The sequence below is a fragment of the Kitasatospora sp. NPDC001309 genome, assembly GCF_042896295.1.
In the GTDB taxonomy this organism is placed as follows: domain Bacteria; phylum Actinomycetota; class Actinomycetes; order Streptomycetales; family Streptomycetaceae; genus Kitasatospora.
Window position 1 is genome coordinate 23,145 of sequence record NZ_JBIAXC010000046.1, and the last position, 23,152, is coordinate 46,296.

The following is a 23,152-nucleotide window of genomic DNA, read 5'->3' on the forward strand; positions in this document are numbered from 1 at the left end:
CCGTTGTCAGTGCGTGTCGGTAGGTTGCTCTCGTGCACCTCAGGTACTCCTATCGCGTCTACCCGACGGCAGGTCAGCGCGCTGCGCTGGCCAAGACGTTCGGGTGTGCCCGGGTGGTGTACAACGACGGTCTCGCGGCGCGAAAGGAAGCCCGGAAAACCGGGCGGCCATACCCGAAGGCCACGGATCTGCAGAAGTCCGTGATCACTGCGGCGAAGAAGACCCCCGAACGCGCGTGGCTCGCCTCGGTGGGTGTGGATCCGCTGATCCAGTCCCTGCGGGATCTGGACACGGCGTACCGGAACTTCTTCGACTTGGTGTCCGGAAAGCGCGACGGTCGGCCGGTTGGTCTGCCCCGGTTCAAGTCGAAGCGTGATGCCCGGCAGTCGCTTCGGTTCACGCGCAACGGGTTCCGCATCCGTTCCAACGGGAAGCTGAATCTGGCGAAGATCGGCGATGTGCGGGTGAAGTGGTCGCGGGCGCTGCCCGCTGACCCGTCGTCGGTGACGGTCGTGCTGGACGCGGCCGGGCGGTATCACGCCAGCATCGTCGTGGACGTGGAGCTCGAGCACTTGCCCGAGGTCGATGCCGAGGTGGGCATCGACCTCGGGCTGACCACCTACGCCGTCCTCTCCGACGGCAGCGTGATCGACAACCCCCGCTTCCTCCGCAAGGCGGAGAAGAAACTCAAGGCCGCGCAGCGGGAGCTGTCCCGCAAGGCCAAGGGCAGCAGGAACCGGTCCAAGGCCCGCCGCAAGGTAGCCAGGGCGCACGCCAAGGTTGCCGACACCCGCAAGGACTGGCTGCACCAACAGACCACCAAGTTGATCCGCGAGAACCAAGCGGTGTACCTGGAGGACCTGAACGTGCGCGGCCTCGCCCGAGGCCGACTCGCCAAGTCCGTCCACGACGCCGGATGGGCCACCTTCCGGCGCCTGCTCGAAGAGAAAGCAGCCCGGTACGGACGTGTCATCGGGATCGTGCCCCGCGCGTTCCCGTCCTCCCAGCTCTGTTCGGCGTGCGGGCACCGCGACGGACCCAAACCCCTGCGGGTGAGGGAGTGGGCGTGTGGTGCATGTGGTGTGCTGCATGACCGTGACCTCAACGCTGCTCGAAATATCCTGGCCGCCGGGCAGGCGGACAGGCTAAACGCCCCTGGAGGGCCGGTGAGACCCGGTGTGGCGATCCCACGCCGGGCACGGCCCGTTGAACGGGGAACCCACCTCGGCGACCTGCGGACCACGGGCATCCGTGCCACAGGCGCGGGAGGAATCCCCACCCGATAAGGGCAGGGAGGATGTCAAGGGGTCCTTCCAGTGGTGCGGTGGTCGTTCATGCGGACCTCCGGGCGACCCGGTCGGCCCAGCGCTCGCCGACCACGTTGAAGGCGACGACGGTGAGCACGATCAGGGCGCAGGGCAGGATCGCGGAGAGCGGGTAGCCGTGCTGGATCGCGGTCTGGCCGTCGAAGACCATCCGGCCCCAGTCGGGGGTGAGGGCGGGGACGCCGAGGCCGAGGAAGGACAGGCCGGCGAGGTCCATCAGGGCGTAGCCGAAGTTGACGGCGGACTGGGCGAGGACGACCGGCGCGATGTTGGGCAGGACGTGCCGCAGGCAGATCTGCAGGGCGGAGTGGCCCTGGACCTGGTAGGCGGAGACGTACGGCCGGGTCCGTTCGGCCAGCACCAGGGAGCGGGTGAGCCGGGAGACGTAGGGCAGGTAGGCGATCGCCAGGGCGACGACGGGGGCGAGCAGGCCCTCGCCGTAGACCGAGACGATCAGGATGGCGAGCAGCATGCCGGGGAAGGCGAAGACCAGTTCGGTGCTGCGGGAGAGGACGGAGTCGAGCCAGCCGCCGCGCCAGCCGGCCGCGAGGCCGACGGCGATGCCGGCGACGGTGGAGAAGACGACCACGCCGAGCGGGCCGAGCAGCGAGGTGCGGGCGCCGATCAGCAGCCGGGAGAGGGTGTCGCGCCCGGCCGTGTCGACGCCGAGCAGGTGGTCGGGCGAGGGCCCGGCCAGGGCGTTGCCCAGGTCGACGGCGTTCGGGTCGTACGGCGACAGCAGGGGGGCGAGCAGGGCGGCGAGCACCACCAGTACGGCGAAGCCGAGGCAGGCCAGGTAGAGCGGGGCGCGGGCGGCCTTGATCCGGCCGAGGCCGGGCCGGCGGGTGAGGCCCGACCGTTCGGTGAGACCGGCACTCATGCGTCGGACCTCCTGGAGCCGAGGGTGACCCGGGGGTCGACCAGTGGGTGGAGCAGGTCGACGACCAGGTTCACCGTCATGAACAGGGCGACGATGATCAGCGAGATGGCCTGGACGGTCGGGAAGTCCTTGGTGGTGGTGGACAGTTCGAGGAGCTGGCCGATGCCGCCGATGCTGAACGCGGACTCCACCAGGATGGTGCAGACCAGCAGGGTGGAGACGATCAGGCCGCCGGTGGTCAGCACGGTGCCCAGCGAGTTGCGGAACACGTGGCGGCGGATCACCTCGCGCTCGGGGACGCCGCGGCTGCGGGCCACGGTGACGTGCTCGCCCTCCAGGGCCTCCAGCATGGCGGCGCGGGTGACCCGGGCGAGCATGCCGATGAGGTAGAGCGCGAGGGCGAGCGCCGGCAGGGTGAGGTGCCAGAGCATGTCGCCGAGGCCGTCGCCGACGCCGCCGACCGGGAACCAGCCGAGCTTGACCGCGAAGAGGCCCTGGAGCAGCACGGCGGCGACGAAGGACGGCGTGCCGAGGGCGATCGTGGTGGTGACCAGGATGGTGGAGTCGGTGGCGCCGCCGCGCACCGCCCCGAGCCTGCCGAGGGCCAGGCCGATGACGACCACGATCACCAGGGCCATGCCGACCAGCAGCAGGGTGGCGGGGAGCCGGTCGGCGAGCAGCTTGGACACGTCGGTGCGGTAGGTGATGGAGCGGCCGAAGTCGCCCTGGAGCACCTGGCCGAGCCAGCGGAAGTACCGCACCAGGAAGGGGTCGTCGAGGTGGTACTGCTCGTTGATCGCCTGGAGGGCGGCCGGCGAGGCCGACCGGCCCGACAGGAGGAAGCTCGCGGGGCTGCCCGGCGCCAGGTACATGGCCCCGAAGACCACGAACGAGGCGCCGAACAGGGTCACCGCCATCTCGACCAGCCGCCGGGCGGCGAATCGGAGGAAGCTCACCGTGCGGCCCCCACATCGGCGGCCCACGGGTAGTACATGTACGAGATGGTGGTCGGGGCGCCGGTGATCCGCTTGTTGAGGAACACGGCGGTGGGCCACTCGGCGACCGGGATCCACAGCAGCTGCTGGGAGGCGGCCTGCTGGAGCTTGGCCTCGATCGCGCCGCGCTTGGCCGGGTCGTACTCGGCGGTGGCCTGGTCGATCAGGTCGTCGTAGGCCTTGTCGCTGTAGCCGGCGAAGTTCTGGTAGGCGCCGGTGCGGAAGTTGACGAGCAGGTCGAGCGGGTCGGTGATGGAGTCGTAGTACGTCTCCGGGAACATGTCGATGCCCTCGCGCGCCTTGGCGTCGGTGAACAGCGCGGTGAAGGCGTTCGGGGCGATCGTCTTGAGCTGGATGTCGAGGCCGATCTTCGTCCCGGCGGCCTGGACGGCGGTGGCGAGCAGGGAGACGTCCTGGCCGATGGTGCTGGTGGCCATGACGAGCGTCTTGCCGCTCGCGCCGGCCTCCTTGACCAGGGCCTTGGCCTTGTCGATGTCCTGGGTGGTGGGGGTGAGGCCGTCGAAGGCGCTCTTGCGGACGTCGTCGGGGGCGGAGGCCCAGGCGGCCCTGGTGGTGAGGGAGCCGGTGACGGTGCCGGAGCCGGCCAGGCCGGTCTTGACGAAGCCGGAGCGGTCCAGGGCCAGCGACAGCGCCTGGCGCACCCGGACGTCGCCGAGCGCGCCCTGCATGTTGGTGACGTTGACGTTGACGGTGCTCAGGCCCTCGCCGAAGTAGAGGGTGCCCGGGCCGCTCTTCTTGAGGCGGTCGTAGCTCTCGGTGGGGATGAGGTAGCCGCCGTCGACGTCGCCGGTCAGCATCGCGTTGGTGCGGGCCGAGGAGTCGGTGAGGAAGCTGAACACGACCTTCTTCGACTTGGCCTTGGTGCCCCAGTAGTCGTCGAAGCGCTGGAGTTCGAGCGACTGGCCCTTGGCCCAGGTGCCGAGCTTGAAGGGGCCGGTGCAGTCCAGGCTGCCGGTGGTGCCGTAGTCCTTGCCCGCGGCCTCGATGCCGGCCTTGGCGGCGACGACGCCGGCGGCGGTGGCCATGTACTGCGGGAACTGGGAGTCGGCCTGCTTGAGCTTGACGGTGACCTGGAGCGGGCCGGTCTTGGTGATGGAGTCGACGTTCTGGAAGGTCTGGGCCCAGGCCGCCGCGTTGTTGGGGTCGGTCTGCCGGCCGAGGCTGTACACGACGTCGTCGGCGGTCATCACCGTGCCGTCGTGGAAGTGCACCCCCGAGCGCAGGTCGTAGACCCAGGTGGTCGGGTCCGGGTTGGTGGCCTTCTCGGCCAGGCCGGGAGCCAGGGTGAGCTGGGGGGTCCAGCGCATCAGGCTCTCGCACACGTTGGAGAGGATCGTGTTCTGCGGGTAGTCGAAGGCCTGGATGTAGTCGAGGGTCGGCGGCTCGGCGTAGGTGGCCCAGGTGAAGGAGTCGATCTCGCCCTTGGCGGGCGGGGTGGAGGCGGAGAGCTGGAAGCCGGCCTGGCCGGAGTCCCCGCCGCGCGGGGGGCCGGAGCAGGCGGCGACCATGGTCGCGGCCGAGAGCAGGGCGGTGGCGAGGGCGAGCCGGCCGCGCTTGGTGGCGCGTCTCGCGGGTGCGAGCGTCATGAGGGTGGTCTTCCGATCGGTGCGGAACGGGAGGTGCGGAGCGGTACGGGGTGCGGGCCGTACCGGTCCGCGGGGGACGCGCCGGTGGGGCGGTCGCGTCCGTGGGCCGGACGGGGGCCGGATGGGGGCCGGCCCGGGCGGCCGGGGGTCAGGCCCGGGCGGCCGGGATCTGCTGGGTGATGCAGTGGACGCCGCCGCCGCCGTAGGCGATCACCCGGGCGCGCACGCCGACCACCTTGCGGTCGGGGTAGGCCGCAGCGAGGACGGCGAGCGCGCCCGCGTCCTCGGGGTGGTCGGCGACCGGGACGACGACGCCGCCGTTGGCCAGGTAGAAGTTGAGGTAGCCGACCTCGACCCGGTTGCCGTCGACCTCGACGAAGGCGGCCTGCGGGACGTCGACGATCTCGAAGGGCCGGCCCTGGGCGTCGGTGGAGTGCTCCAGCACGGTGCGGTTGGCGCGCATCCGCACGTAGTCCGGGTGCTCGGGGTCGGCGGGCAGCTGCACGACGACCTTGCCGGGGGCGACGAAGGCGCAGACGCCGTCGACGTGGCCGTCGGTCTCGGTGTCCAGCGCGCCGCCGTAGGGCAGCCAGATCACCTTGGTGACGCCGAGGCGGGCCTTGAGCTCGTCCTCGATCTCCTCCCGGCTCAGGTCCGGGTTGCGGTTGGGGTGGAGCAGGCACTGCTCGGTGGTGATCAGGGTGCCCTCGCCGTCGACGGTGATGGCGCCGCCTTCGAGGATCATCTCGGAGCGGACGGCGGGGACGCCCAGGTGGTCCAGCAGCAGGGCGCTGATCCGGTCGTCGGTGTCCCAGGGGTGGTGCTTGCGGCCCCAGGCGTTGAAGCGGAAGTCGACGCCGGCCCGCCGGCCCTCGCCGTCCAGCACGAAGATCGGCGCGCTGTCGCGGAACCAGGAGTCGTCCAGCGGGAGTTCGACGACGGTGGTGCCCTCGCCGCAGAGCTCGCGCGCCTCGTCGCCGTGGCCGGGCGGCGCCACCATGGTGACCGGCTCGAACTCGGCGATGGCGCGGGCGACCGTCGCGTACTCGCGCTTCACCTCGTCCAGGGTGTCGCCCCAGAGGTCCGGCCGTACGGGCCAGGCCATCAGGCAGCCCTCGTGCTCGGTCCACTCGGCGGGCATTCGGAACGTCACGGGTTTCCTCTTCCGTTCGGAACTGGTGCGGTGCTGTGGTGCGGGCTCGGCGCCGGGGCCCGGCGGGATCCGCCGGGCCGGCCCCGGGGCCGAGGCCTCGGCGGCCCGCCGCCGTGGGGTACCGGGCGGGCCGCCGAGGGGTTGGAGGGGCCTAGACCGCCGGTACGGCGGGCTGGGACTGGGTGGCGCAGTGGATGCCGCCACCGCCGGAGGCGATGTTGTCGATGTTGATCTGGACGACGTCGCGGCCGGGGAACTCGGCCTGGAGGATGGTGTAGGCCAGGCCGTCGGCGTAGCCGTCGCCGAACTGGGGCACGAACACCGACCCGTTGGCGACGTAGAAGTTGGTGTAGCTGGACAGGAAGTCCTTGCCGCGGCCGCGGATCAGGGTGCGGTCCGGGCCGGGCAGTTCCACCACGGTCAGGGCGCGGCCCTGGGCGTCGGTCGCGCTCTGCAGGACCTGCTTGGCCTGCTGGTAGACGTCGATCCAGACCTGGTCGGTGCCGGGGCCGGGCTTGTCGAGGACGACCCGGCCCGCGGAGGTGAAGCGGGCCAGGCAGTCGATGTGGTCGTCGGTGATGTCCTGGCCGGCCAGACCGGCCAGCCAGATCACCTTGTCCAGGCCGAGACTGGTCTTCAAGGCCTGTTCGACCTGGTCCTGGGTCATGCCCGGGTTGCGGTTCGGGTTGACCAGCGAGCTGACGGTGGCCAGCAGGGTGCCCTGGCCGTCCGTCTCCAGGGCGCCGCCCTCGCCGGTGAAGGAGGCGCTGACGCGGCTGACGCCGTACTCGGCGAGCAGGCTCGCCGCGACCGCGGCGTCCTCGGCGAAGGGCTGGTAGTAGGGGGTACCGGTCTTGCCCCAGCCGTTGAAGTGGGTGTCGACCCCGGCGACGGTGCCGGGCGCGACCGTGAAGGTCGGGCCGAAGTCGCGGATCCACAGGTCGTCGTTGGGGATCTCGACGACGGTGATGCCGTAGGTGCTGCCGGGGCCGCACCAGTACCGGGCGCTCGCGGCCTGGGCGGGGCGCGCGACCAGGACGACCGGCTCGTAGCGGGAGATCTCGTAGGCGACCCGGGCGATGTCGTCGCGGACCGCGGAGAGCTTGTTGCCCCAGATCGAGGAGAGGGCGGGCCAGGCCATGAAGGTGCGGTCGTGCCGGTCGCTCTCGGCCGGCATCCGCAGCCGCGGGGTGGCGGTGGCCGATCCCGTGGCCGATTCCGTCGCCGTGGCCGTGGCCGCCTGGGCGTCGTCGGCCCGGGCGGCGGCCGGGAAGGCCGCGGTGAGGGCGGCCAGCGGCACGGCGGCCGCGCCGAAGCGGAGCAGGCTTCTTCTTGAGGGGGTGGGGGTGTTCAAGAAACGCTCCCTGCATGAGGTGGGAGGTGTGGGGGTTGCCCCGCATCCTTCACCGCACTGAAAATTCAGTCAAGCCCCTGGGGGACAGTTACCTTTCGGTCACCTTCGGAACACCCCGGCCGACCCCGGACCACCGGTCTACACCAGGGCAGTGCGGCGCGCTGACCAGGGAGCCGGTCTCGGGGAGCCCTCGGAAGGGAGTCCTGAAATTTTCGTCAGGATTGTGTAACGAGCCGGCCCGAATCCCGGTAGAGTGACCGCTCATGTCGGACCGTCGGACAGCGATACTCGAAGCCGCCACCCGCGTCATCGCCCGACGCGGCATCCGCGGACTGCGCATGGGCGAGCTCGCGGCCGAGGCCGGGGTGTCCACCGCGCTGATCTACTACCACTTCACCGACCGGGCCGGCACCCTGCGCCGGACGCTGGAGTTCATCAGCGACCGCGCCGACCACTACACCGCCGACCAGGAGCCCGCCGCCCGGGCCGAGGACCCGCGCACCGACCTGGAACGGGTCCTGCTGCGCGAACTCCAGGACACCGCCGAGGTCCGCGAGAACAGCACCGCCTGGGGCGAGCTGCGGGCCACCGCCGTCTTCGAACCCGACCTGCGCGAGGAACTCGCCCGCTCCACCCACACCTGGGTGCACGACGTGGCCGAACTGCTCGCCCGCGCCGACCCCACCGGCACCGCCCCCGCCCACGCGGCCGCCGCCGAACGGCTCACCGCCCTGACCGAGGGCCTCAGCGTGCGCTGGCTCAGCGGCTCGCTGAGCCTCGACCACGCCCGCCGACTGCTCCGCGGCGCCGTCGACACGGAGCTGGCCCGGCGATGAACCCCCGCGGGCGGCCGAGCCGACCGCGGCTTTTCAAGGTCGGGGACTAGCCCATTCGCTCGCGCAGCCGCGCGCTCGCCCGGTCCAGGTGGACGGCGAGCGCGCGGTCCGCCTGTTCGGCGTCACCGTCGGTGATCGCCGCGAGGATCGCGTCGTGCTCGTCGGCGATCTCGGCGATGCTGAGCAGCTTGTACGTCTGGACCTGGGCCATTGCGAGAGGCCCAGATGGACCACCCCGCGATCTCCCGCCGCCGACTCCTGCGCTACGGCGCCGCGGCCGCACCCCTGGCGGCCTTCGGCCCGCTCCTGGCCGGCACCGCCCGAGCCGCCGACGGCTCCGCCACCGCCGCCGCCCCCGACGCCTCCGGCGCTGCCGCCGCCCCCGGCGCCGCGCCGACGCTGCGGATGCCCGCCGAGACCGACCCGCACGCCCGGACCTTCCTGGCCTGGCCCGAACCGACCTCCGCCTGGGGCGCCCAACTCCCCGCCGTCCAGGCGGACATCGCGAACCTCGCCAAGGAGGTCTCCCGCTTCGAGCCGGTCGTGATGGTGATCAACCCGGAGTCGGTGGCCGCTGCCACCCCGCTCTGCAACACCGCCTCGATCCCCTTCTCCCACGGCATCACCTTCCTCCCGGTCTCCAACGACGACCTGTGGATCCGGGACTTCGGCCCGACCTTCCTGGTCGGCCCGGGCGCCGTCGCCGGCCTGGACACCAACTTCAACGGCTGGGGCAAGACCGGCACCAAGTACGAGCAGGCCTTCGCCAACGACGCCAAGGCGGCCGCCGCGCTGCTCGCCCACTACCGGATCGACCGCGTGCAGGCGCCCTTCACCGGCGAGGGCGGCTCACTGGAGACCGACGGCCAGGGCACCCTGCTCGCCACCGTCAGCTCACTGGTCAACCCCAACCGCAACCCGGGGCTGAGCCAGGGCGACGTCGAGCAGCGGCTCAAGTCCTCGCTCGGTGTGGAGAAGGTGATCTGGGTGGCCGGCCTGGCGGGCCAGGACATCACGGACAGCCACATCGACTGCGTGGCCCGGTTCAGCGCGCCCGGCCGGGTCATCCTCGACAAGCCCGGGCCGGGCTCCGCCCCGCTCTGGGTCAACGTCTACCAGCAGGCCAAGCAGGTGCTGCAGAGCGCCACCGACGCCAAGGGCCGTCCGCTGACGATCGTCGAGCTGCCCGGCCCCGACCACCAGAAGATCGACGGGACCGGCTCGTCCTTCCTGGCCAGCTACACCAACCACTACACCGCCAACGGCGCCGTGCTGATGCCCCAGTTCGGGGACGCCGCGGCCGACGACGCGGCCCGCGCGGTCCTGGCGGCGGAGTACCCCGGCCGCACCGTCGTCCCGGTGCGGATCAACGCCATCGCGGCGGGCGGCGGCGGCATCCACTGCGCGACCCAGTCCCAGCCCGTCGTGCCGCCGGCGGCCTGAGCCGCGCCACGGGCACCGGCACCCACCCGGGTTCGGCCGCCCGGCTGACCGATCGGGCAGCCGGGCGGCCGCCCGACCCTACGCCCGGGTAGGGTGGCGACCCATGGCCAGTCGTAGAACGTCGATCCTGCAAGCAGCCGCCCGCGTCATCGCCCGGCGCGGCGTGCGCGGGCTGCGGGTGGAGGAGCTCGCCGCCGAGGCGGGCGTGTCCACCGCGCTCATCTACTACCACTTCAAGGACCGCACCGGCATCCTGCGGAGCACCCTGGAGTTCATCAGCGACCGGGCCGAGGGCTACACCACCGACCGCCCCGCGGACGCCCCGCCGCCGACCGCGCGGGAGGAGCTGGAGCAGACCCTGCTGCTGGAGCTCCAGGACAGCGTCGAGGTCCGGGAGAACAGCACCGCCTGGGGCGAGCTGCGCGCCAGCGCCGTCTTCGACGAGACCCTGCGCGAGGACCTCGCGCGCGCCACCCGCCTCTGGGTCCAGGAGACCGCCGGGCTGCTCGGCGTGATCCGGCCGACGGCCTCCGCGCTGGCGCTGGCGGGCGCCGCCGAGCGGCTCACCGCGCTGCTGGAGGGCCTCAGCACCCGCTGGCTCAGCGGCAGCCTGCCGGTCGCCCACGCCCGCGCCCTGATGACCGAGGCGATCGACACCGAGATCGCCCGGCTCGACGCCTGAACCGCCCGGTCCCGGGAACCGTCCGATCCGCCCCTGGCGTCAGAGCCGTCGGAGCCACCCGGGCCGGGCTCCGAAACGGCCCGCCACCGGTGCGCTCCGTGACCACCTCTGCGGCAGGAGTCACGGCTTTTGCCCGAACTTGACTGACTTTTCAGTCAGTGCAACGCTGCTGATGACAGCAGGCGCTGCCCGCCCCTTCCGTCCGGTCCGTCCCGCTGTGCGTCGACGCGCCACGACACGGAGAGTGGAGACGGCGACGGGCCCACGCCCCCCGGGGCGGCCCCGGCCCACGGGCCCCCGGACGGCACCTGCGCACCCCCGCACGATCAGGAGACCACCGTGAGCTACTACCACGACGACCACTCCGGCGAGTCGGGCCCCTGGGTGCCTGCCGACGACGTCCCGCACGCGCGGACCTGGATGTCCTGGCCCTCCCGCCGGGGCGTGTGGGGGCTGCGCCTGGGCGGCGTCCAGGAGGACATCGCCCTGATCGCCCGCACCATCGCCCAGTTCGAGCCGGTGGTCATGTGCGCCCCGGACGACTACACCGCGGACAAGGCCCGCTCCTGGTGCGGCCCCTCCGTCGAGGTGATCACCGCGATCCCCACCGACGACCTGTGGATGCGCGACATCGCCCCGGTGTTCCGCCGGGACGGCCACGGCGGGCTGGAGGCCGTGGTCCTCAACTTCAACGGCTGGGGCAACAAGCAGGTCCACTACGACGACGCCCGGGCCGCCGAGCGGATCGCCGCCCACCGCGGCCTGCGCCACTCCTACGCGGACTTCGTCGGCGAGGGCGGTGCGGTCGAGACCGACGGCGACGGCACCGTGATGGCCACCGAGAGCAGCCTGGTCAACAAGAACCGCAACCGCGGCATGAGCCGGGACGAGATCGAGGACGCCGTCCTGGAGGCCTACGGCGCGGACAAGATGATCTGGCTGCCCGGCATCAAGGGCGAGGACATCACCGACGACCACGTCGACGTCACCTCCCGGTTCATCCGCCCCGGGGTGGTGATGGTCCAGCTGCCGCCGGCCGACCGCAACGACTCCTGGGCGCGCGACGCCCGCGAGCAGTTCGCCATCCTCTCCGCCGCGACCGACGCCCGCGGCCGCCGGCTCCAGGTCATCCCCGTGCACGGCCCGGACACCGTCCGCTCCCGCAGCTCCAAGTTCGTCGACTCCTACCTCAACTTCGTCCTCGTCAACGGCGGGGTCATCACCGCCCAGTTCGGCGACGCCTACAAGGACGCCGCCGCCCGGGACGCGCTCGCCGCGGCCTTCCCCGGCCGCCACGTCGTCCAGCTCGACGTCGACCGGCTGATGACCGGGGGCGGCGGCATCCACTGCTCGACCATGCACGAGCCGCTGCCGTAGCCGGAGCGCGAGCCGCCCCCGTTCTCCTTCCCGGACCACCCTCGAACCTGCCCGGAGAGCCCGTATGACCAACGCCCGCACGCCCGACGCCCGTACGCCCGACGCCCTGTCCCGCCGCGGCATGATCCGTTCCATCGCCGGCATCGGCGCCGGAGTCGGCGTCCTCACCCTCGGCCTGACCGCCTGCGACCCGAACGACCTCGGCGACCTCGACGGCGCCGTGCCGCCGTCCCAGCAGCCCGGCACCCCCGGCGCCCGCCGCTTCGGCGCCGAGTGGGAGAAGCACCAGCGCACCGTGATGTCCTGGCCCGCCTCCGAGACCGTCTGGGGCGAGCAGCTCCCGGACGTCCGCAAGGACATCGCCGGCCTCGCCCAGGCCATCGCCGCCCGCGAACCCGTCGTCCTGATGGCCCGCCCGGAGCAGAAGGAGGCCGCCCAGAAGGCCTGCGGCGCCGCCGTCGAGGTCGTGCCGGTGGCCGTCGACGACCTGTGGGCCCGCGACACCCTGCCGGTGTTCGTCGAGGAGGGCGGCAAGGTCAAGGGCGTCGACTTCAACTTCAACGGCTGGGGCAACAAGCAGCAGCACGCCAACGACTCCAAGATCGCCCGGACGGTGCTGACCAAGTTCGGCGTCGAGCGCGTCGAGACCCCGCTGGTCGCCGAGGGCGGCTCCTTCGAGACCGACGGCCAGGGCACCCTGATGGTCACCGAGAGCTCCGTCGTCAACGAGAACCGCAACCCGGGGATGAGCCGGGACCAGGTCGAGGCCGAGCTCAAGAAGGCGCTCGGCGTGACCAAGGTGATCTGGCTGGCCGGCGTCAAGGGCAAGGACATCACCGACGCCCACGTCGACTGCCTGGCCCGCTTCGTCGCCCCCGGCGTCGTCCTGCTCGACCAGTCCTTCCCCGGCGGCCCGGCGGACGTCTGGTCCCGCGCGGCCGAGCAGGCCCGCGGCGTGCTCAGGAACGCCACCGACGCGACCGGCAAGAAGCTCCAGGTGATCGAGCTCCAGCAGCCGGACCCGGACAAGATCACCGGGCGCGGCGACGCCTTCGTCTCCTCGTACATGAACTTCTACGTCGGCTCCAAGGGCGTCTACCTGCCCAAGTTCGGCGACACCCGGGCCGACGAGCGCGCCCAGCAGGTCCTCAAGCAGTACTTCCCGGGCCGGGAGATCGTCCCCGTGAAGATCGACGCGATCGCGGCCGGCGGCGGCGGTATCCACTGCGCCACCCACGACATCCCGGCCGTCGGCTGACCGGGTACGGGCTGCCGCGCGGCGCCGCGCCCGGCGCGCGGGGAGGCCGCTTCGCCCGGCTCACGGCCGTCCTGCGGGGCCGGCCGGCCCGGCCGGCGGTCGGGGGCGAGGCGGCCGCGGGCGAGGCCCCCGGTGAACTCCCGTACGGCTGGGCGACGGTGACGACCGCCGTGGCCCGGGCCGTGGCCGGCGTACCGCCGCAGGCGCTGACCGTGCGGTCGGCGCAGCGGCTGCCGGCCGTGCCCGCCGTCCAGGAGCACCTGGACGCGGTGCTGGTCGCGATGGTGGAGTCCGCCCTGCGGCGCAGCCCGCCGGGGGCACGGGTACTGGTCCGCACCGAGCTGACCGCCGGCCGGCCCGGAACGCCCGACCGGATCCGGGTCCAGGTGGCCGACCGCGGGCCGGACCTGGCCGGCGAGGCGCGCCACCGGCTGCCCGCGGTCCCCTCCGGATCCCCCGGCACGCACCGCGCGACGGCCGAACTGGCCTGTGCTGCAGCCCGGTTGAGCGCGGCGGGCGGCGGCGCCCTGTCCGCCGGGGCCAATCCGGGCGGCGGGCTGCTGCTGACCCTCGCCCTCACCACCGCGGCCCGCCCGGGCTGGTGAGGCCCGGGGCCGCCGCTTCCGCCGGGCGCTGGAGTGCCCCCGCCCGGATCGACCGGGCGGGGGCACTCCGTCGTTGCGTCGACCGCTGTCCCGGCCGGGGTGGCGGACCGGGCCTCGACGGCTCTACCGGGTTGACGGGTTCTGCCGGGGTGGTGGGTTCAGACGGCGGGCTGCTGCTGGGTGACGCAGTGGATGCCGCCGCCGCCCGCGCCGAGGTAGTCGATGTTGAGCTGCTCGACGGTCCGGCCGGGGAAGAGCCGCGCGAGCGCGGCCTTGGCGGCGGCGTCGGCCGAGGTGTCGCCGAACTGGGCGGAGATCACCGCGTTGTTGCAGAGGTAGTAGTTGGCGTAGGAGCCGACGAAGTTGGGGTCGGTCGAGCGGATCAGGTTGTAGTCGGGTCCCTGGATCTTGCTGACCGCGATCCTGACCCCCTGCGCGCTCGTCGCGCCCGAGAGGATCTGGTACTGCTGGCGCTCGTCGTTGGACCAGACGTCGGTGTCCCCGGACAGCGGCATCTGGACGGCGGCCGCACCGGCGCCGAGGAACCGCGAGGTCGCGTCGACGTGGTCGTCGGTGATGTCCTGGCCCTGGATGCCGGGGAACCAGATCATCTTCGAGGCGCCGTAGGCGGCGTACAGCGCGGACTCGATCTGGGTCTGGGACAGGCCGGGGTTGCGGTTGGAGTTGACGATGCTGCTGCTGGTCGCCATCAGGGTGCCGGCGCCGTCGGTCTCGACGGCACCGCCCTCGGCGACGAGTCCGGCGGCCGTGAACGGGATCCCGAGGTAGGCGGCGACGCGCTGGGCCACCAGGGCGTCGTTGGCGTGCGTCTGCTTGTTGCCCCAGCCGTTGAAGTTGAGGCCCACCGTGTCCAGGCCGCCCGCGCCGTTGGTGCGGAAGACCGGGCCGGTGTCGCGCATCCAGCAGTCGTCGACGGGGATGGTGCCGATGACGGTGACCCGCGAGCCGCACATCGACTGCGCCTTGGCGACGCTGGCGGGGTTGGCGCACACGGTGACCGGCTCGTACTTGGCGATGGTCTTGGCGATCAGGGCGATGTTGGCCTGGACGCCGCTGAGCTTGTTGCGCCAGATGCCGGTGCTGTCCGGCCAGGCCATCCAGGTCCGGGTGTGCGGGACGGTGTCGACCGGGACGGCGTAGCCGGTGGTGGCGGGCGCCCTGCCTCCGGATGCCGTCCCGCCGGGTGCCGTGCGGCCGGGTGCCGTGCCGCGGGCGGCGGCCTGCGGCGCGTTCAGCCCGGTCAGCGCGGCGCCGGCGGCGGTCAGCCCGGCGGCTGCCAGGAACCCGCGCCGGCCGAGGCGCCCGAGGGGCGCCGGGTCGGGTCTGTGGTGATCGCGATCGTCCACTTCTACCTCCGTGTCAGTTCCGGCCGACGGCCGTGGAGTTGCCCAGAAGGTAGAACTGGCCAAGCGCTCGGTCAATATCTCGCGCACGGATCGGGTGGGGATCCCTCCGAATCGTTTTCCGGCCCGCCCCTCCCGCGGCCGCCCCGCTCGTTACAGTGGCGGCCATGGCGACACGGGCGACAGGAACAGCGCGGGAGGCGTCCTCCGCGCCGGGCGGCACCGGCCGGGCACGGGCCTCCGCCAAGGGCGAGCAGACCCGGGCCCGGCTGATCGCGGCGGCCCGGACGCTGCTCGCGGGCGGCGACGCCGGGCGGTTCACCACCCGCAACGTGGCCGCGCTGTCCGGGGTTTCGCACGGGATGTGCCACTACCACTTCGCCGACCGCACCGAACTGATCGTCGCGGTGGTCGCCGACATCCGGCCCGAGTGGATCACCCCGCTGGAGGAGGCGGTGGACGGCCCGGGCGGCTACGCCGAGCGGGCGGAGCGGGTGCTCGCCCTGCTCACCCGGCCGGAGAGCCCCGACCTGGCCCGGCTGCACGCGGCGCTGCACTGGCTGGCGCTCAACGACGAGCGGGTCCGGGCCAGTCTGGAGGCGGAGTACGCACGCTGGCGGTCCTGCTTCGTGCGCCTGTTCCGGACGCTGGCGGACGAGCGCGGCGACGGCTCCGACCCCCGCCCGCTGGGCGAGGCCTTCGCCGCCGCCGTGGACGGGCTGGCCGCGATCGGCTCGCTGGACGGGACGGTGGACGCGGGGCGGGTGCTGCGCAGGCTGATGGCCGCGCTGTCCGCGAGCGGGTGACCGGCCGAACCGCTGACCCGCTGACCCGCTGACCCGCTGACCTGCTGACCGGCTGACCGGCAGACCCGCCCGGGCCCGTGGGGGCCGGGCGGGTGGGTGCGGTCAGGCGCCCTCGGCCTCGGCCTCCTTCTCCCGGCGCAGCCGGTGCTCGGTGCGGATGCCGCACCAGGCGGTGCAGGCCAGGCTCGCGGCGATGATCCCCTCCGCCCAGAAGAACGCCACGTAGTCCATCAGCGATCCGATCGGCGGCGCGCCGGGGGCCGCGTTGCGCATGCCGATCAGGGCGAACAGGCTGGCCGCCATCCAGCCCAGGGAGGGCCAGACCAGGCCCTCGCGCTTGCGGTAGAGCACCTCGGCGGCGCCGAGGACGGCCAGGGCGATGGCCCACATCGCCGCGATCATGAACCAGGAGAGGATGAAGGTGCTACGGGAGCGGGTGATCCTGGTGTCCAGGGCCACCGCGCCGTTGCTCGCGGTGGTGGCCTGCGGGCGCAGCACGAAGAACGGGTCGGTGTCGGTGAGGACCACGCCGACCGGCACGGCCGTGCCTCCGCTGGTGGCGGCGAAGCCCACCTCCATGCGGTAGCGGTCGAAGGGGTAGTCGGTCTTGGTGCCGTCGTAGATCCCCACCTGGACGAGCTGGGAGGGCGCGCTCTCCCCCTCGGCGGCCTTGACGGTCACCTTGGGGGTGCCGGTGACGCTGATCTCGACCGGGCGGGCGAAGGTCTGGGAGCCCGGGCCGGCGGCGAAGCGGCCGTGCGGGACGGGCGTGACGTAGAGCGTCAGCTGCTGGGCCGTCGGGTCCACGTCCTGCGCGGTGACGTCGAGTTCGATCCAGTCGGCGGCCGAGGGGACGGCCAGCTCGCGGGTCTGCTCGCGGGTGTTGCGTTCGTTCAGGTAGAGGCCGATGCCGCTGCCGCAGAGGGCGACGACCATCGCCAGGAGCACGGCGAAGCGCCAGCTGCGGCGGCGGGGGGCTCGGGGCGGCGTGGCGGGGGGTGCGCCGGTCTCGTCGATGGTGGCCTGCACGGTGGTCCTTCCTGGAGCGCGCGTCGGACGCGGGGCAGGATCGCTGCCGTCCGGGCTGCCGCGCACCGGTGTCTCGTCCGGGGCTTTCCGCTGGGTTGCCCCGCATCCTCCATTGAACTGAAAATTCAGTCAAATGCCCGAATCGCTCCCGTTGCCCCGACCGCTCTACCAGCCCTTCACCGGCCCTGCGCCGGGCCCGCTGCGCCATCCCCTGAGGGAACCTCTAAACTTCGCGGCGATGCCATCCGTGCCCCACCCCTCCTTGTCCGCCGAGAGAGGCCGCCCCATGTCCGCTGACCGATCCCCCTTCGCCCTCCAGCCGGTCTTCCAGGCACTGACCGCGGACGACCCGCGCGAGGTCGGCGGCCACCGGCTGTACGCGCGGCTCGGCGCCGGCGGCATGGGCCGGGTCTACCTCGCGTACACCCCGGGCGGCCGCCCGGTGGCGCTCAAGGTGGTGCGCCCCGAGCTGGCCGGGGACCCGGACTTCCGGGCCCGGTTCGCCCAGGAGGTGGCCAGCGCCCGGCTCATCCACGGACTGTTCACCGCCCAGCTGGTCGACGCCGGGCCGGACGCCGCCACCCCGTGGCTGGCCACCACCTACGTGCCCGGCCCCTCGCTCCAGCAGGTGGTGCAGCGGTTCGGCCCGCTCCCCGAGCGCACCGTCCTGCTGCTGATGGCCGGGATCGCCGAGGCGCTCCAGGCCATCCACGCCAGCGGGGTGGTCCACCGCGACCTCAAGCCGGGCAACGTGCTGATCGCCGCCGACGGCCCCCGGGTGATCGACTTCGGCATCGCCCGGGCGGCCGACGCCGTCGCCCTGACCGGCACCGGACTGCAGATCGGCTCCCCCGCCTACATGGCCCCCGAGCAGGCCATGGGGCAGTCCGCGACCGCGGCCACCGACGTCTGGGCGCTCGGCGCCCTCGCCGTCCACGTCGCGGCCGGCGCCCCGCCGTTCGGCGACGGCCCGCACCCGGCCACGCTCTACCGGACCGTCCACGAGGAACCCGACCTCGCCCGGGTGCCGGAGGGCCTGCGCGAGCTGCTCCGGCGCTGCCTGGCCAAGCGCCCCGAGGACCGGCCGACCACCGCCGAGGTGATCGCCGCCGCGGCCGGCCACCCCGCGGTGGGCGGGCAGCTGCGGTTCGGCGAGGACTGGCTGCCGCAGCCGCTGACCAGCCAGATCACCCGGCACACCGAGCTGCCGCAGACGCCCGCCGAGGCCGCCGGGACCGGCGGGACCGGCGGGACCGGCCTGAACGCGGCCCCGACGATGCTGGCGCCTGCGGCGATGCCGACTCCGACCCCGACTCCGACGCCGACCGTGCTCGCCACCGCCGCGGCGGCGCCGGGCGGCCCCGAGCTGCCGGGCGTAGGCGCCACCCCGTCCGGGCCCGCGTCGACCGCTCGGCCGAAGCGGTTGCGCGGGCGCACCGCGCTGGTCGCCGTGGTCGCCCTGGCCGTCGGCGCCGCGGCGACGGTGTTCGTGCTCGACGACCCGGACCCGGTGGAGGCGGCGACGGCCGACACCCCGGTGGCCGGCTCCCCCGGGCCCGGCACGCCCGCCGCCTCGTCGGCACCCGGCGGCCCGTCGGGCCCCGCCCGCACGCCCGCCGCCACCACCGCGCCGAGCCGCTCGACGCCGCCCGCCCCTGCCGCCGACTTCACCCCGGACTACCGGGCGGTGGAGCTCACCTCGGCGGATCCGAACTACGAGTTCGACCTGGCCGCGGGCACGGTGGTGCCGGTCGAGACCGTGAACTGGTACGTGGGGCGCACCGACAGCGAGTTCCTGATCCCGGAGACCGCCGACTCCTACATCGGCCGGGACTCCGGCCTCGGCCCGGCCGAGTGCCTCCAGGGGCTCGGCAGCCGTCCGACCGCCCGGGTGCCGTTCAGCGCCGTCGGGCCGCGCGGCGCCTTCTGCGTCCGGTCCGCGGACGGCAAGGAGCTGGCGATCGTCCGGGTGCTGTCGACGGCGGGCGCGGACGGGGCGGTCAAGGTCTCGCTGGACCACTACCGCCGCAACGGCTGACACCCCCGGGAACGGCCGAGAGCCCGTCGCCGCCCACGGCACGGGTGGGAGCGACGGGCTCTCGGCGCTGATCGGCGGCCCGGGGTCAGACCGGGCGCCGGGCCGGGTCGGCGGCGCCGGGGGCGGGGGTTCCGGGCGCAGGAGCCCCCGGAACGGCAGTCGCGGCCGCAGGAGTCGCGGGCGTGGCGGCCCCCGACGTGGCGGCGGGCTGGTCCTCCTCCCGCATGGCCGCCGTCTCCGCCTTGAGGATGCGCATCGACTTCCCCAGTCCGCGCGCCATGTCGGGCAGCTTCTTGGAACCGAAGAGCAGCACCACGACCGCCAGCACCACCAGCAGGTGCCAGGGCTCCAGTCCATTGCGCAGCATCGTCGCCTCACCCGGCCTTTCGTCGTCGGGACCGGGGCCGCGTGCGGCGACCCGGGTCGTCTCGGGATGGTTTGGGTGCTTTCACCGTAGAGCTTGACTGATTTTTCAGTCAATGCGAGAGTGCAGTTCCGGCGATGCCCGGGCCGCCGTGCCCGCCGCCGATCGGCGCAGCGCGCAGCACTCCCCGGAGGCCCCGCCCGCCGCGCCGGACCGGATCCACCCTCGGCCCCACCGGAGTCCACCGTGTCCCAGTCCTCCCTCGCGCGCCGCACGGTGCTGCGTTCCCTCGCCGGCGCCGGCCTGATCGCGGCCGGCGCGACCGCCTGTGCCTCCGGCGGCGACGACGCGGCCGAGCCCGCGGCCCCGTCCTCCGCCCCCGCCGGGCAGCCGTCCGCGAGCGCCACCGCCGCACCGTCCGCGACGGCGGCCCCCTCCCCCGCCGGCGGACGCCGGCTCGGCGGCGAGTGGGAGAAGCACGAGCGGACCTTCATGGCCTGGCCCGCCTCCGAGAACGTCTGGGGCGAGCAGCTCGGCGGCGTCCGCAAGGACATCGCCTCGGTGGCCCGCGCCATCGGCAGCCGCGAGCCGGTGGTCCTGCTGGTGCGCCCCGGCCAGGAGGATTCCGCCCGCAACGCCTGCGGCAAGGACGTCGAGCTGCTGTCCGTCCCGGTGGACGACCTGTGGGCCCGCGACACCGTGCCGGTGTTCGTCGAGGAGGGCGGCAAGGTCAAGGGCGTCGACTTCAACTTCAGCGGCTGGGGCGGCAAGCAGCAGCACGACAACGACGCCCGGATCGCCCGCGCCGTCCTGGACAAGTACGGGATCGAGCGGGTCGCGACCCAACTGGTCGCCGAGGGCGGCTCCTTCGAGACCGACGGCCAGGGCACCCTGATGGTCACCGAGAGCTCGATCGTCAACGCCAACCGCAACCCGGGCCGCGACCGCGACCAGATCGAGGCCGAGCTCAAGCAGGCCCTCGGCATCACCAAGGTGATCTGGCTGGCCGGCGTCAAGGGCAAGGACATCACCGACGCCCACGTCGACTGCCTGGCCCGCTTCGCCGCCCCCGGCGTGGTCTTCCTCGACCGGGCCTTCCCCGGCATGCCCGCGGACGTCTGGTCCCGCTCGGCCGACCAGGCCCGGGCCGTGCTGGCGGACGCCACCGACGCCACCGGCAAGAAGCTCAAGGTGATCGAGATCAGCCAGCCCGACCCGGACAAGATCACCGGCCGGGGCGACGCCTTCGTCTCCTCGTACATGAACTTCTACATCGGCAACAAGGGCGTCTACCTGCCGCTGTTCGGCGATGCCAAGGCCGACGGGCACGCCCAGGAGGTCTTCAAGGACCAGTTCCCGGACCGCGAGATCGTCCCCGTGCAGATCGACACCATCGCCTCCGGCGGCGGCGGCATCCACTGCTCGACCCACGACCAGCCCGCCGGCTGACCCCCACCACCGGTACCGACGACCGGCCGGCCACACGGCCGGCCGCCCCGCCGCCCGGCACCGCCGCCCGGCACCGAGGGAGAAGGGACCCCTTGTGCAGCTGACCCCCACCGAACGCGACCGGCTGCTGATCTTCACCGCCGCCGAACTCGCCCGTGCCCGCCGCGCCCGCGGCCTGCGGCTGAACGTCCCCGAGGCCACCGCGCTGATCTCGGACACCGTCTGCGAGGCCGCCCGCGACGGCCTGCGGCTGGCGGAGGCCGTCGCCCGCGGGCGCTCGGTGCTCTCCCCGGAGGACGTCCTGCCCGGCGTCCCCGACCTGGTCACCGAGATCCAGGTCGAGGCGGTGTTCCAGGACGGCACCCGGCTCGCCGTGATCGCCGACCCGTTCGGCGGGGGCGGCCTGGGCGAGGCCGCCCCCGGCGCGGTGCTCCCCGGCCGCGGCGCCGAGCCGGTGCCCGCGCCGGTCCGCACGCTGTCCGTCCGCAACACCGCGGACGTCCCGGTCTCGGTCACCTCGCACTTCCACTTCTTCGAGGCCAACCCGCGGCTGGCCTTCGACCGCGCCGCCGCGTACGGCATGCACCTGGCCGTCCCGGCCGGCTCCTCGGTGCGCTTCGACCCGGGCTCGGACGTCGAGGTCGGGCTGGTGCCGATCGGCGGCGAGCGGGTCGCGACCGGCTTCGCCGGACTGGTGGACGGTCCGCTGGACTCGCCCCGGGTCCGGCGGGAGGCGCTGCGCCGGGCGGCCGAGCAGGGCTACCTCGGCGCCAACGGCCCGAGCAGTGCGGACGGCCCGAGCAGTGCGAGCAGTGCGAGCAGTGACGACGAGGCGGAGGAGAGCCAGCGGTGAGCAGCAGCAGCGGCAGCGCGTCGATCGAGGCGGCCGAGTACGCCGCCGTGCACGGCCCGCGAGCCGGCGACCGGGTCCGGCTCGGCGACAGCGGGCTGGTCGTCCGGGTCGAGTCGGACTCCCAGCGGCCGGGCGACGAGTTCCTCACCGGTTTCGGCAAGACCGCCCGCGACGGCCTCCACCTCAAGGCCGCCGCCGTCCGCGACACCTGCGACCTGGTCATCAGCAACGTCCTGGTGATCGACGCGATCCAGGGCATCCGGAAGACCTCGATCGGCATCCGGGAGGGGCGGATCGCCTCGATCGGGCGGGCCGGCAACCCGGACACCCTGGACGGCGTCGACGTGGTCGTCGGCACCGGGACGGCGATCGTCTCCGGCGAGGGGCTGATCCTGACCGCCGGGGCCATCGACACCCACGTCCACCTGATGTCCCCGCGGATCATGGAGGCCTCGCTGGCCTCCGGCGTCACCACCATCATCGGCCAGGAGTTCGGCCCGGCCTGGGGCGTCGGCGTCAACTCGCCCTGGGCGCTGCGCCACGCCTTCAACGCCTTCGACGCCTGGCCCGTCAACATCGGCTTCCTGGGCCGCGGTTCGTCCTCCCACCCGGCGCCGCTGGTGGAGGCGCTGGCCGAGGGCGGCGCCTGCGGCTTCAAGGTGCACGAGGACATGGGCGCGCACACCCGCGCACTGGACACCGCACTGTCCGTGGCGGAGGTCCACGACGTCCAAGTGGCCCTGCACACCGACGGGTTGAACGAGTGCCTGTCGGTCGAGGACACCCTGCGGGTGCTGGAGGGCCGGACCATCCACGCCTTCCACATCGAGGGCTGCGGCGGCGGACACGTCCCGAACGTGCTCAAGCTGGCCGGCGTGCCGAACGTCATCGGCTCCTCCACCAACCCCACCCTCCCGTACGGGCGGGACGCGATCGCCGAGCACTACGGCATGATCGTCTCCGTCCACGGCCTGAAGACCGACCTGCCCGGCGACGCCGCCATGGCCCGCGACCGCATCCGCGGCGGGACGATGGGCGCCGAGGACGTGCTGCACGACCTCGGGGCGATCGGCATCACCTCCTCCGACGCCCAGGGCATGGGCCGCGCGGGCGAGACGGTGCGCCGCACCTTCGCGATGGCCGGCAAGATGAAGGCCGAACGCGGACCGATGGAGGGCGACGGCCCGTCCGACGACAACGAGCGGGTGCTGCGCTACATCGCCAAGCTCACCGTCAACCCGGCCATCGCGCACGGGCTCTCGCACGAGGTCGGCTCGGTCGAGGTCGGCAAGCTCGCCGACCTGGTGCTGTGGAACCCGGCCTCCTTCGGTGCCAAGCCGTACCTGGTGCTCAAGGCCGGCTTCCCCGCGTACGGCGTCACCGGCGACCCCAACGCCGCCACCGAGAGCTGCCAACCCCTCGTCCTGGGGCCGCTGTTCGGCGCCCACGGCGCCACCCCGGCGGACCTCTCGGTGGCCTTCACCAGCCGCGCCGCCGCCGAGGCGGGCACCGGCGACCGGCCGTACGACCGGATGACCACCCGGCGCCGGCGGGTCGCCGTCCGGCACACCCGCGGCATCGGGCCGGCCGACCTGGTCCGCAACAGCCGGCTCGGGCAGATCATGGTCGACGGGCAGCGGGGCCTGGTCACCCTCGACGGGACGCCGCTGCACTCCGACCCCGCCGAGGAGGTCTCGCTGAACCGCCTCTACTTCCTCTGACCCCGCCGCGGCG

Annotated in this window: 21 protein-coding genes; 12 read left to right on the forward strand and 9 right to left on the reverse strand. The window is 73.3% G+C overall.

The annotated features are described in order from the left end of the window. Positions 1 to 32 precede the first annotated feature (32 nt). Positions 33 to 1,286: an RNA-guided endonuclease InsQ/TnpB family protein gene (locus ACFY2K_RS34210; RefSeq protein ID WP_387716518.1), complete on the forward strand. Its 1,254-nt coding sequence runs from the start codon at positions 33 to 35 to the stop codon at positions 1,284 to 1,286. Positions 1,287 to 1,332: 46 nt separating this feature from the next. On the opposite strand, the gene ACFY2K_RS34215 is transcribed toward ACFY2K_RS34210, so the two are convergent. The 5 genes from ACFY2K_RS34215 to ACFY2K_RS34235 all read right to left on the reverse strand — a co-directional run bounded on the left by ACFY2K_RS34215 (position 1,333) and on the right by ACFY2K_RS34235 (position 7,314). Further along, on the reverse strand, positions 1,333 to 2,205 hold the full coding sequence (locus tag ACFY2K_RS34215; RefSeq protein ID WP_380522735.1) for an ABC transporter permease: 873 nt from the start codon (positions 2,203 to 2,205) through the stop codon (positions 1,333 to 1,335). Further along, positions 2,202 to 3,161, reverse strand: a complete 960-nt coding sequence (locus ACFY2K_RS34220) for an ABC transporter permease (RefSeq protein ID WP_387716520.1) — start codon at positions 3,159 to 3,161, stop codon at positions 2,202 to 2,204. The genes ACFY2K_RS34215 and ACFY2K_RS34220 overlap by 4 nt, the downstream gene beginning before the upstream one ends. Further along, positions 3,158 to 4,807 carry an ABC transporter substrate-binding protein gene (locus ACFY2K_RS34225; protein ID WP_375893529.1) on the reverse strand — a complete coding sequence of 550 codons (1,650 nt, stop codon included), beginning with the start codon at positions 4,805 to 4,807 and terminating at the stop codon, positions 3,158 to 3,160. Before ACFY2K_RS34225 ends, ACFY2K_RS34220 begins: the two co-directional genes overlap by 4 nt. Positions 4,808 to 4,955: 148 nt before the next feature. Beyond that, complete coding sequence (locus tag ACFY2K_RS34230; protein ID WP_375893527.1) at positions 4,956 to 5,960, reverse strand: agmatine/peptidylarginine deiminase; 1,005 nt, start codon at positions 5,958 to 5,960, stop codon at positions 4,956 to 4,958. A gap of 151 nt (positions 5,961 to 6,111) precedes the next feature. Beyond that, entirely contained in the window at positions 6,112 to 7,314 is a 1,203-nt protein-coding gene (locus ACFY2K_RS34235; RefSeq protein WP_375893526.1) for an agmatine deiminase family protein, read from the reverse strand. Between the two features lie 263 nt (positions 7,315 to 7,577). Here ACFY2K_RS34235 and ACFY2K_RS34240 point away from each other — a divergent pair, with 263 nt between their 5' ends. Next, positions 7,578 to 8,150: a TetR/AcrR family transcriptional regulator gene (locus tag ACFY2K_RS34240; protein ID WP_380593684.1), complete on the forward strand. Its 573-nt coding sequence runs from the start codon at positions 7,578 to 7,580 to the stop codon at positions 8,148 to 8,150. Positions 8,151 to 8,196: 46 nt separating this feature from the next. On the opposite strand, the gene ACFY2K_RS34245 is transcribed toward ACFY2K_RS34240, so the two are convergent. Continuing rightward, positions 8,197 to 8,361, reverse strand: a complete 165-nt coding sequence (locus tag ACFY2K_RS34245) for an FCD domain-containing protein (RefSeq protein WP_380593683.1) — start codon at positions 8,359 to 8,361, stop codon at positions 8,197 to 8,199. A 14-nt stretch (positions 8,362 to 8,375) separates the two neighbouring features. Between ACFY2K_RS34245 and ACFY2K_RS34250 the strand changes: the two genes are divergently transcribed. From ACFY2K_RS34250 to ACFY2K_RS34270, 5 genes are all read left to right on the forward strand, one after another. Further along, positions 8,376 to 9,593 carry an agmatine deiminase family protein gene (locus tag ACFY2K_RS34250; RefSeq protein WP_380593682.1) on the forward strand — a complete coding sequence of 406 codons (1,218 nt, stop codon included), beginning with the start codon at positions 8,376 to 8,378 and terminating at the stop codon, positions 9,591 to 9,593. Positions 9,594 to 9,696: 103 nt separating this feature from the next. Beyond that, positions 9,697 to 10,275 carry a TetR/AcrR family transcriptional regulator gene (locus ACFY2K_RS34255; RefSeq protein ID WP_387716523.1) on the forward strand — a complete coding sequence of 193 codons (579 nt, stop codon included), beginning with the start codon at positions 9,697 to 9,699 and terminating at the stop codon, positions 10,273 to 10,275. Positions 10,276 to 10,614: 339 nt separating this feature from the next. Further along, positions 10,615 to 11,652 (forward strand): agmatine/peptidylarginine deiminase, encoded by a 1,038-nt coding sequence (locus ACFY2K_RS34260; protein ID WP_375893511.1) that lies wholly within the window; start codon positions 10,615 to 10,617, stop codon positions 11,650 to 11,652. Positions 11,653 to 11,716: 64 nt separating this feature from the next. Beyond that, positions 11,717 to 12,910, forward strand: coding sequence for an agmatine deiminase family protein (locus tag ACFY2K_RS34265; protein ID WP_375893509.1), 1,194 nt, complete (start codon positions 11,717 to 11,719; stop codon positions 12,908 to 12,910). A gap of 158 nt (positions 12,911 to 13,068) precedes the next feature. Further along, on the forward strand, positions 13,069 to 13,515 hold the full coding sequence (locus ACFY2K_RS34270; RefSeq protein WP_380528728.1) for a hypothetical protein: 447 nt from the start codon (positions 13,069 to 13,071) through the stop codon (positions 13,513 to 13,515). A gap of 158 nt (positions 13,516 to 13,673) precedes the next feature. On the opposite strand, the gene ACFY2K_RS34275 is transcribed toward ACFY2K_RS34270, so the two are convergent. Then, positions 13,674 to 14,882, reverse strand: coding sequence for an agmatine/peptidylarginine deiminase (locus ACFY2K_RS34275; RefSeq protein WP_387716525.1), 1,209 nt, complete (start codon positions 14,880 to 14,882; stop codon positions 13,674 to 13,676). Positions 14,883 to 15,046: 164 nt separating this feature from the next. On the opposite strand from ACFY2K_RS34275, the gene ACFY2K_RS34280 reads away from it, so the two are divergent. Further along, the gene (locus tag ACFY2K_RS34280) at positions 15,047 to 15,685 is read left to right on the forward strand and encodes a TetR/AcrR family transcriptional regulator (protein ID WP_380405135.1); all 639 of its coding nucleotides are present in this window, start codon (positions 15,047 to 15,049) and stop codon (positions 15,683 to 15,685) included. A gap of 102 nt (positions 15,686 to 15,787) precedes the next feature. Here ACFY2K_RS34280 and ACFY2K_RS34285 read toward each other — a convergent pair whose 3' ends face one another. Beyond that, a complete protein-coding gene (locus tag ACFY2K_RS34285) occupies positions 15,788 to 16,714 on the reverse strand; it encodes a DUF4436 family protein (protein WP_387716527.1) in 927 nt (308 codons plus the stop codon). Between the two features lie 286 nt (positions 16,715 to 17,000). Between ACFY2K_RS34285 and ACFY2K_RS34290 the strand changes: the two genes are divergently transcribed. Beyond that, positions 17,001 to 18,752, forward strand: a complete 1,752-nt coding sequence (locus ACFY2K_RS34290; RefSeq protein ID WP_387716529.1) for a protein kinase — start codon at positions 17,001 to 17,003, stop codon at positions 18,750 to 18,752. A gap of 85 nt (positions 18,753 to 18,837) precedes the next feature. Here ACFY2K_RS34290 and tatA read toward each other — a convergent pair whose 3' ends face one another. Further along, a complete protein-coding gene (gene tatA, locus ACFY2K_RS34295) occupies positions 18,838 to 19,119 on the reverse strand; it encodes a Sec-independent protein translocase subunit TatA (RefSeq protein WP_380528736.1) in 282 nt (93 codons plus the stop codon). A gap of 243 nt (positions 19,120 to 19,362) precedes the next feature. On the opposite strand from tatA, the gene ACFY2K_RS34300 reads away from it, so the two are divergent. From ACFY2K_RS34300 to ACFY2K_RS34310, 3 genes are all read left to right on the forward strand, one after another. Next, positions 19,363 to 20,565, forward strand: coding sequence for an agmatine/peptidylarginine deiminase (locus tag ACFY2K_RS34300; protein WP_380528738.1), 1,203 nt, complete (start codon positions 19,363 to 19,365; stop codon positions 20,563 to 20,565). A gap of 94 nt (positions 20,566 to 20,659) precedes the next feature. After that, positions 20,660 to 21,418 (forward strand): urease subunit gamma, encoded by a 759-nt coding sequence (gene ureA, locus ACFY2K_RS34305; RefSeq protein ID WP_387716532.1) that lies wholly within the window; start codon positions 20,660 to 20,662, stop codon positions 21,416 to 21,418. Next, on the forward strand, positions 21,415 to 23,139 hold the full coding sequence (locus ACFY2K_RS34310) for an urease subunit alpha (protein ID WP_387716534.1): 1,725 nt from the start codon (positions 21,415 to 21,417) through the stop codon (positions 23,137 to 23,139). The genes ureA and ACFY2K_RS34310 overlap by 4 nt, the downstream gene beginning before the upstream one ends. Positions 23,140 to 23,152: the final 13 nt, after the last annotated feature.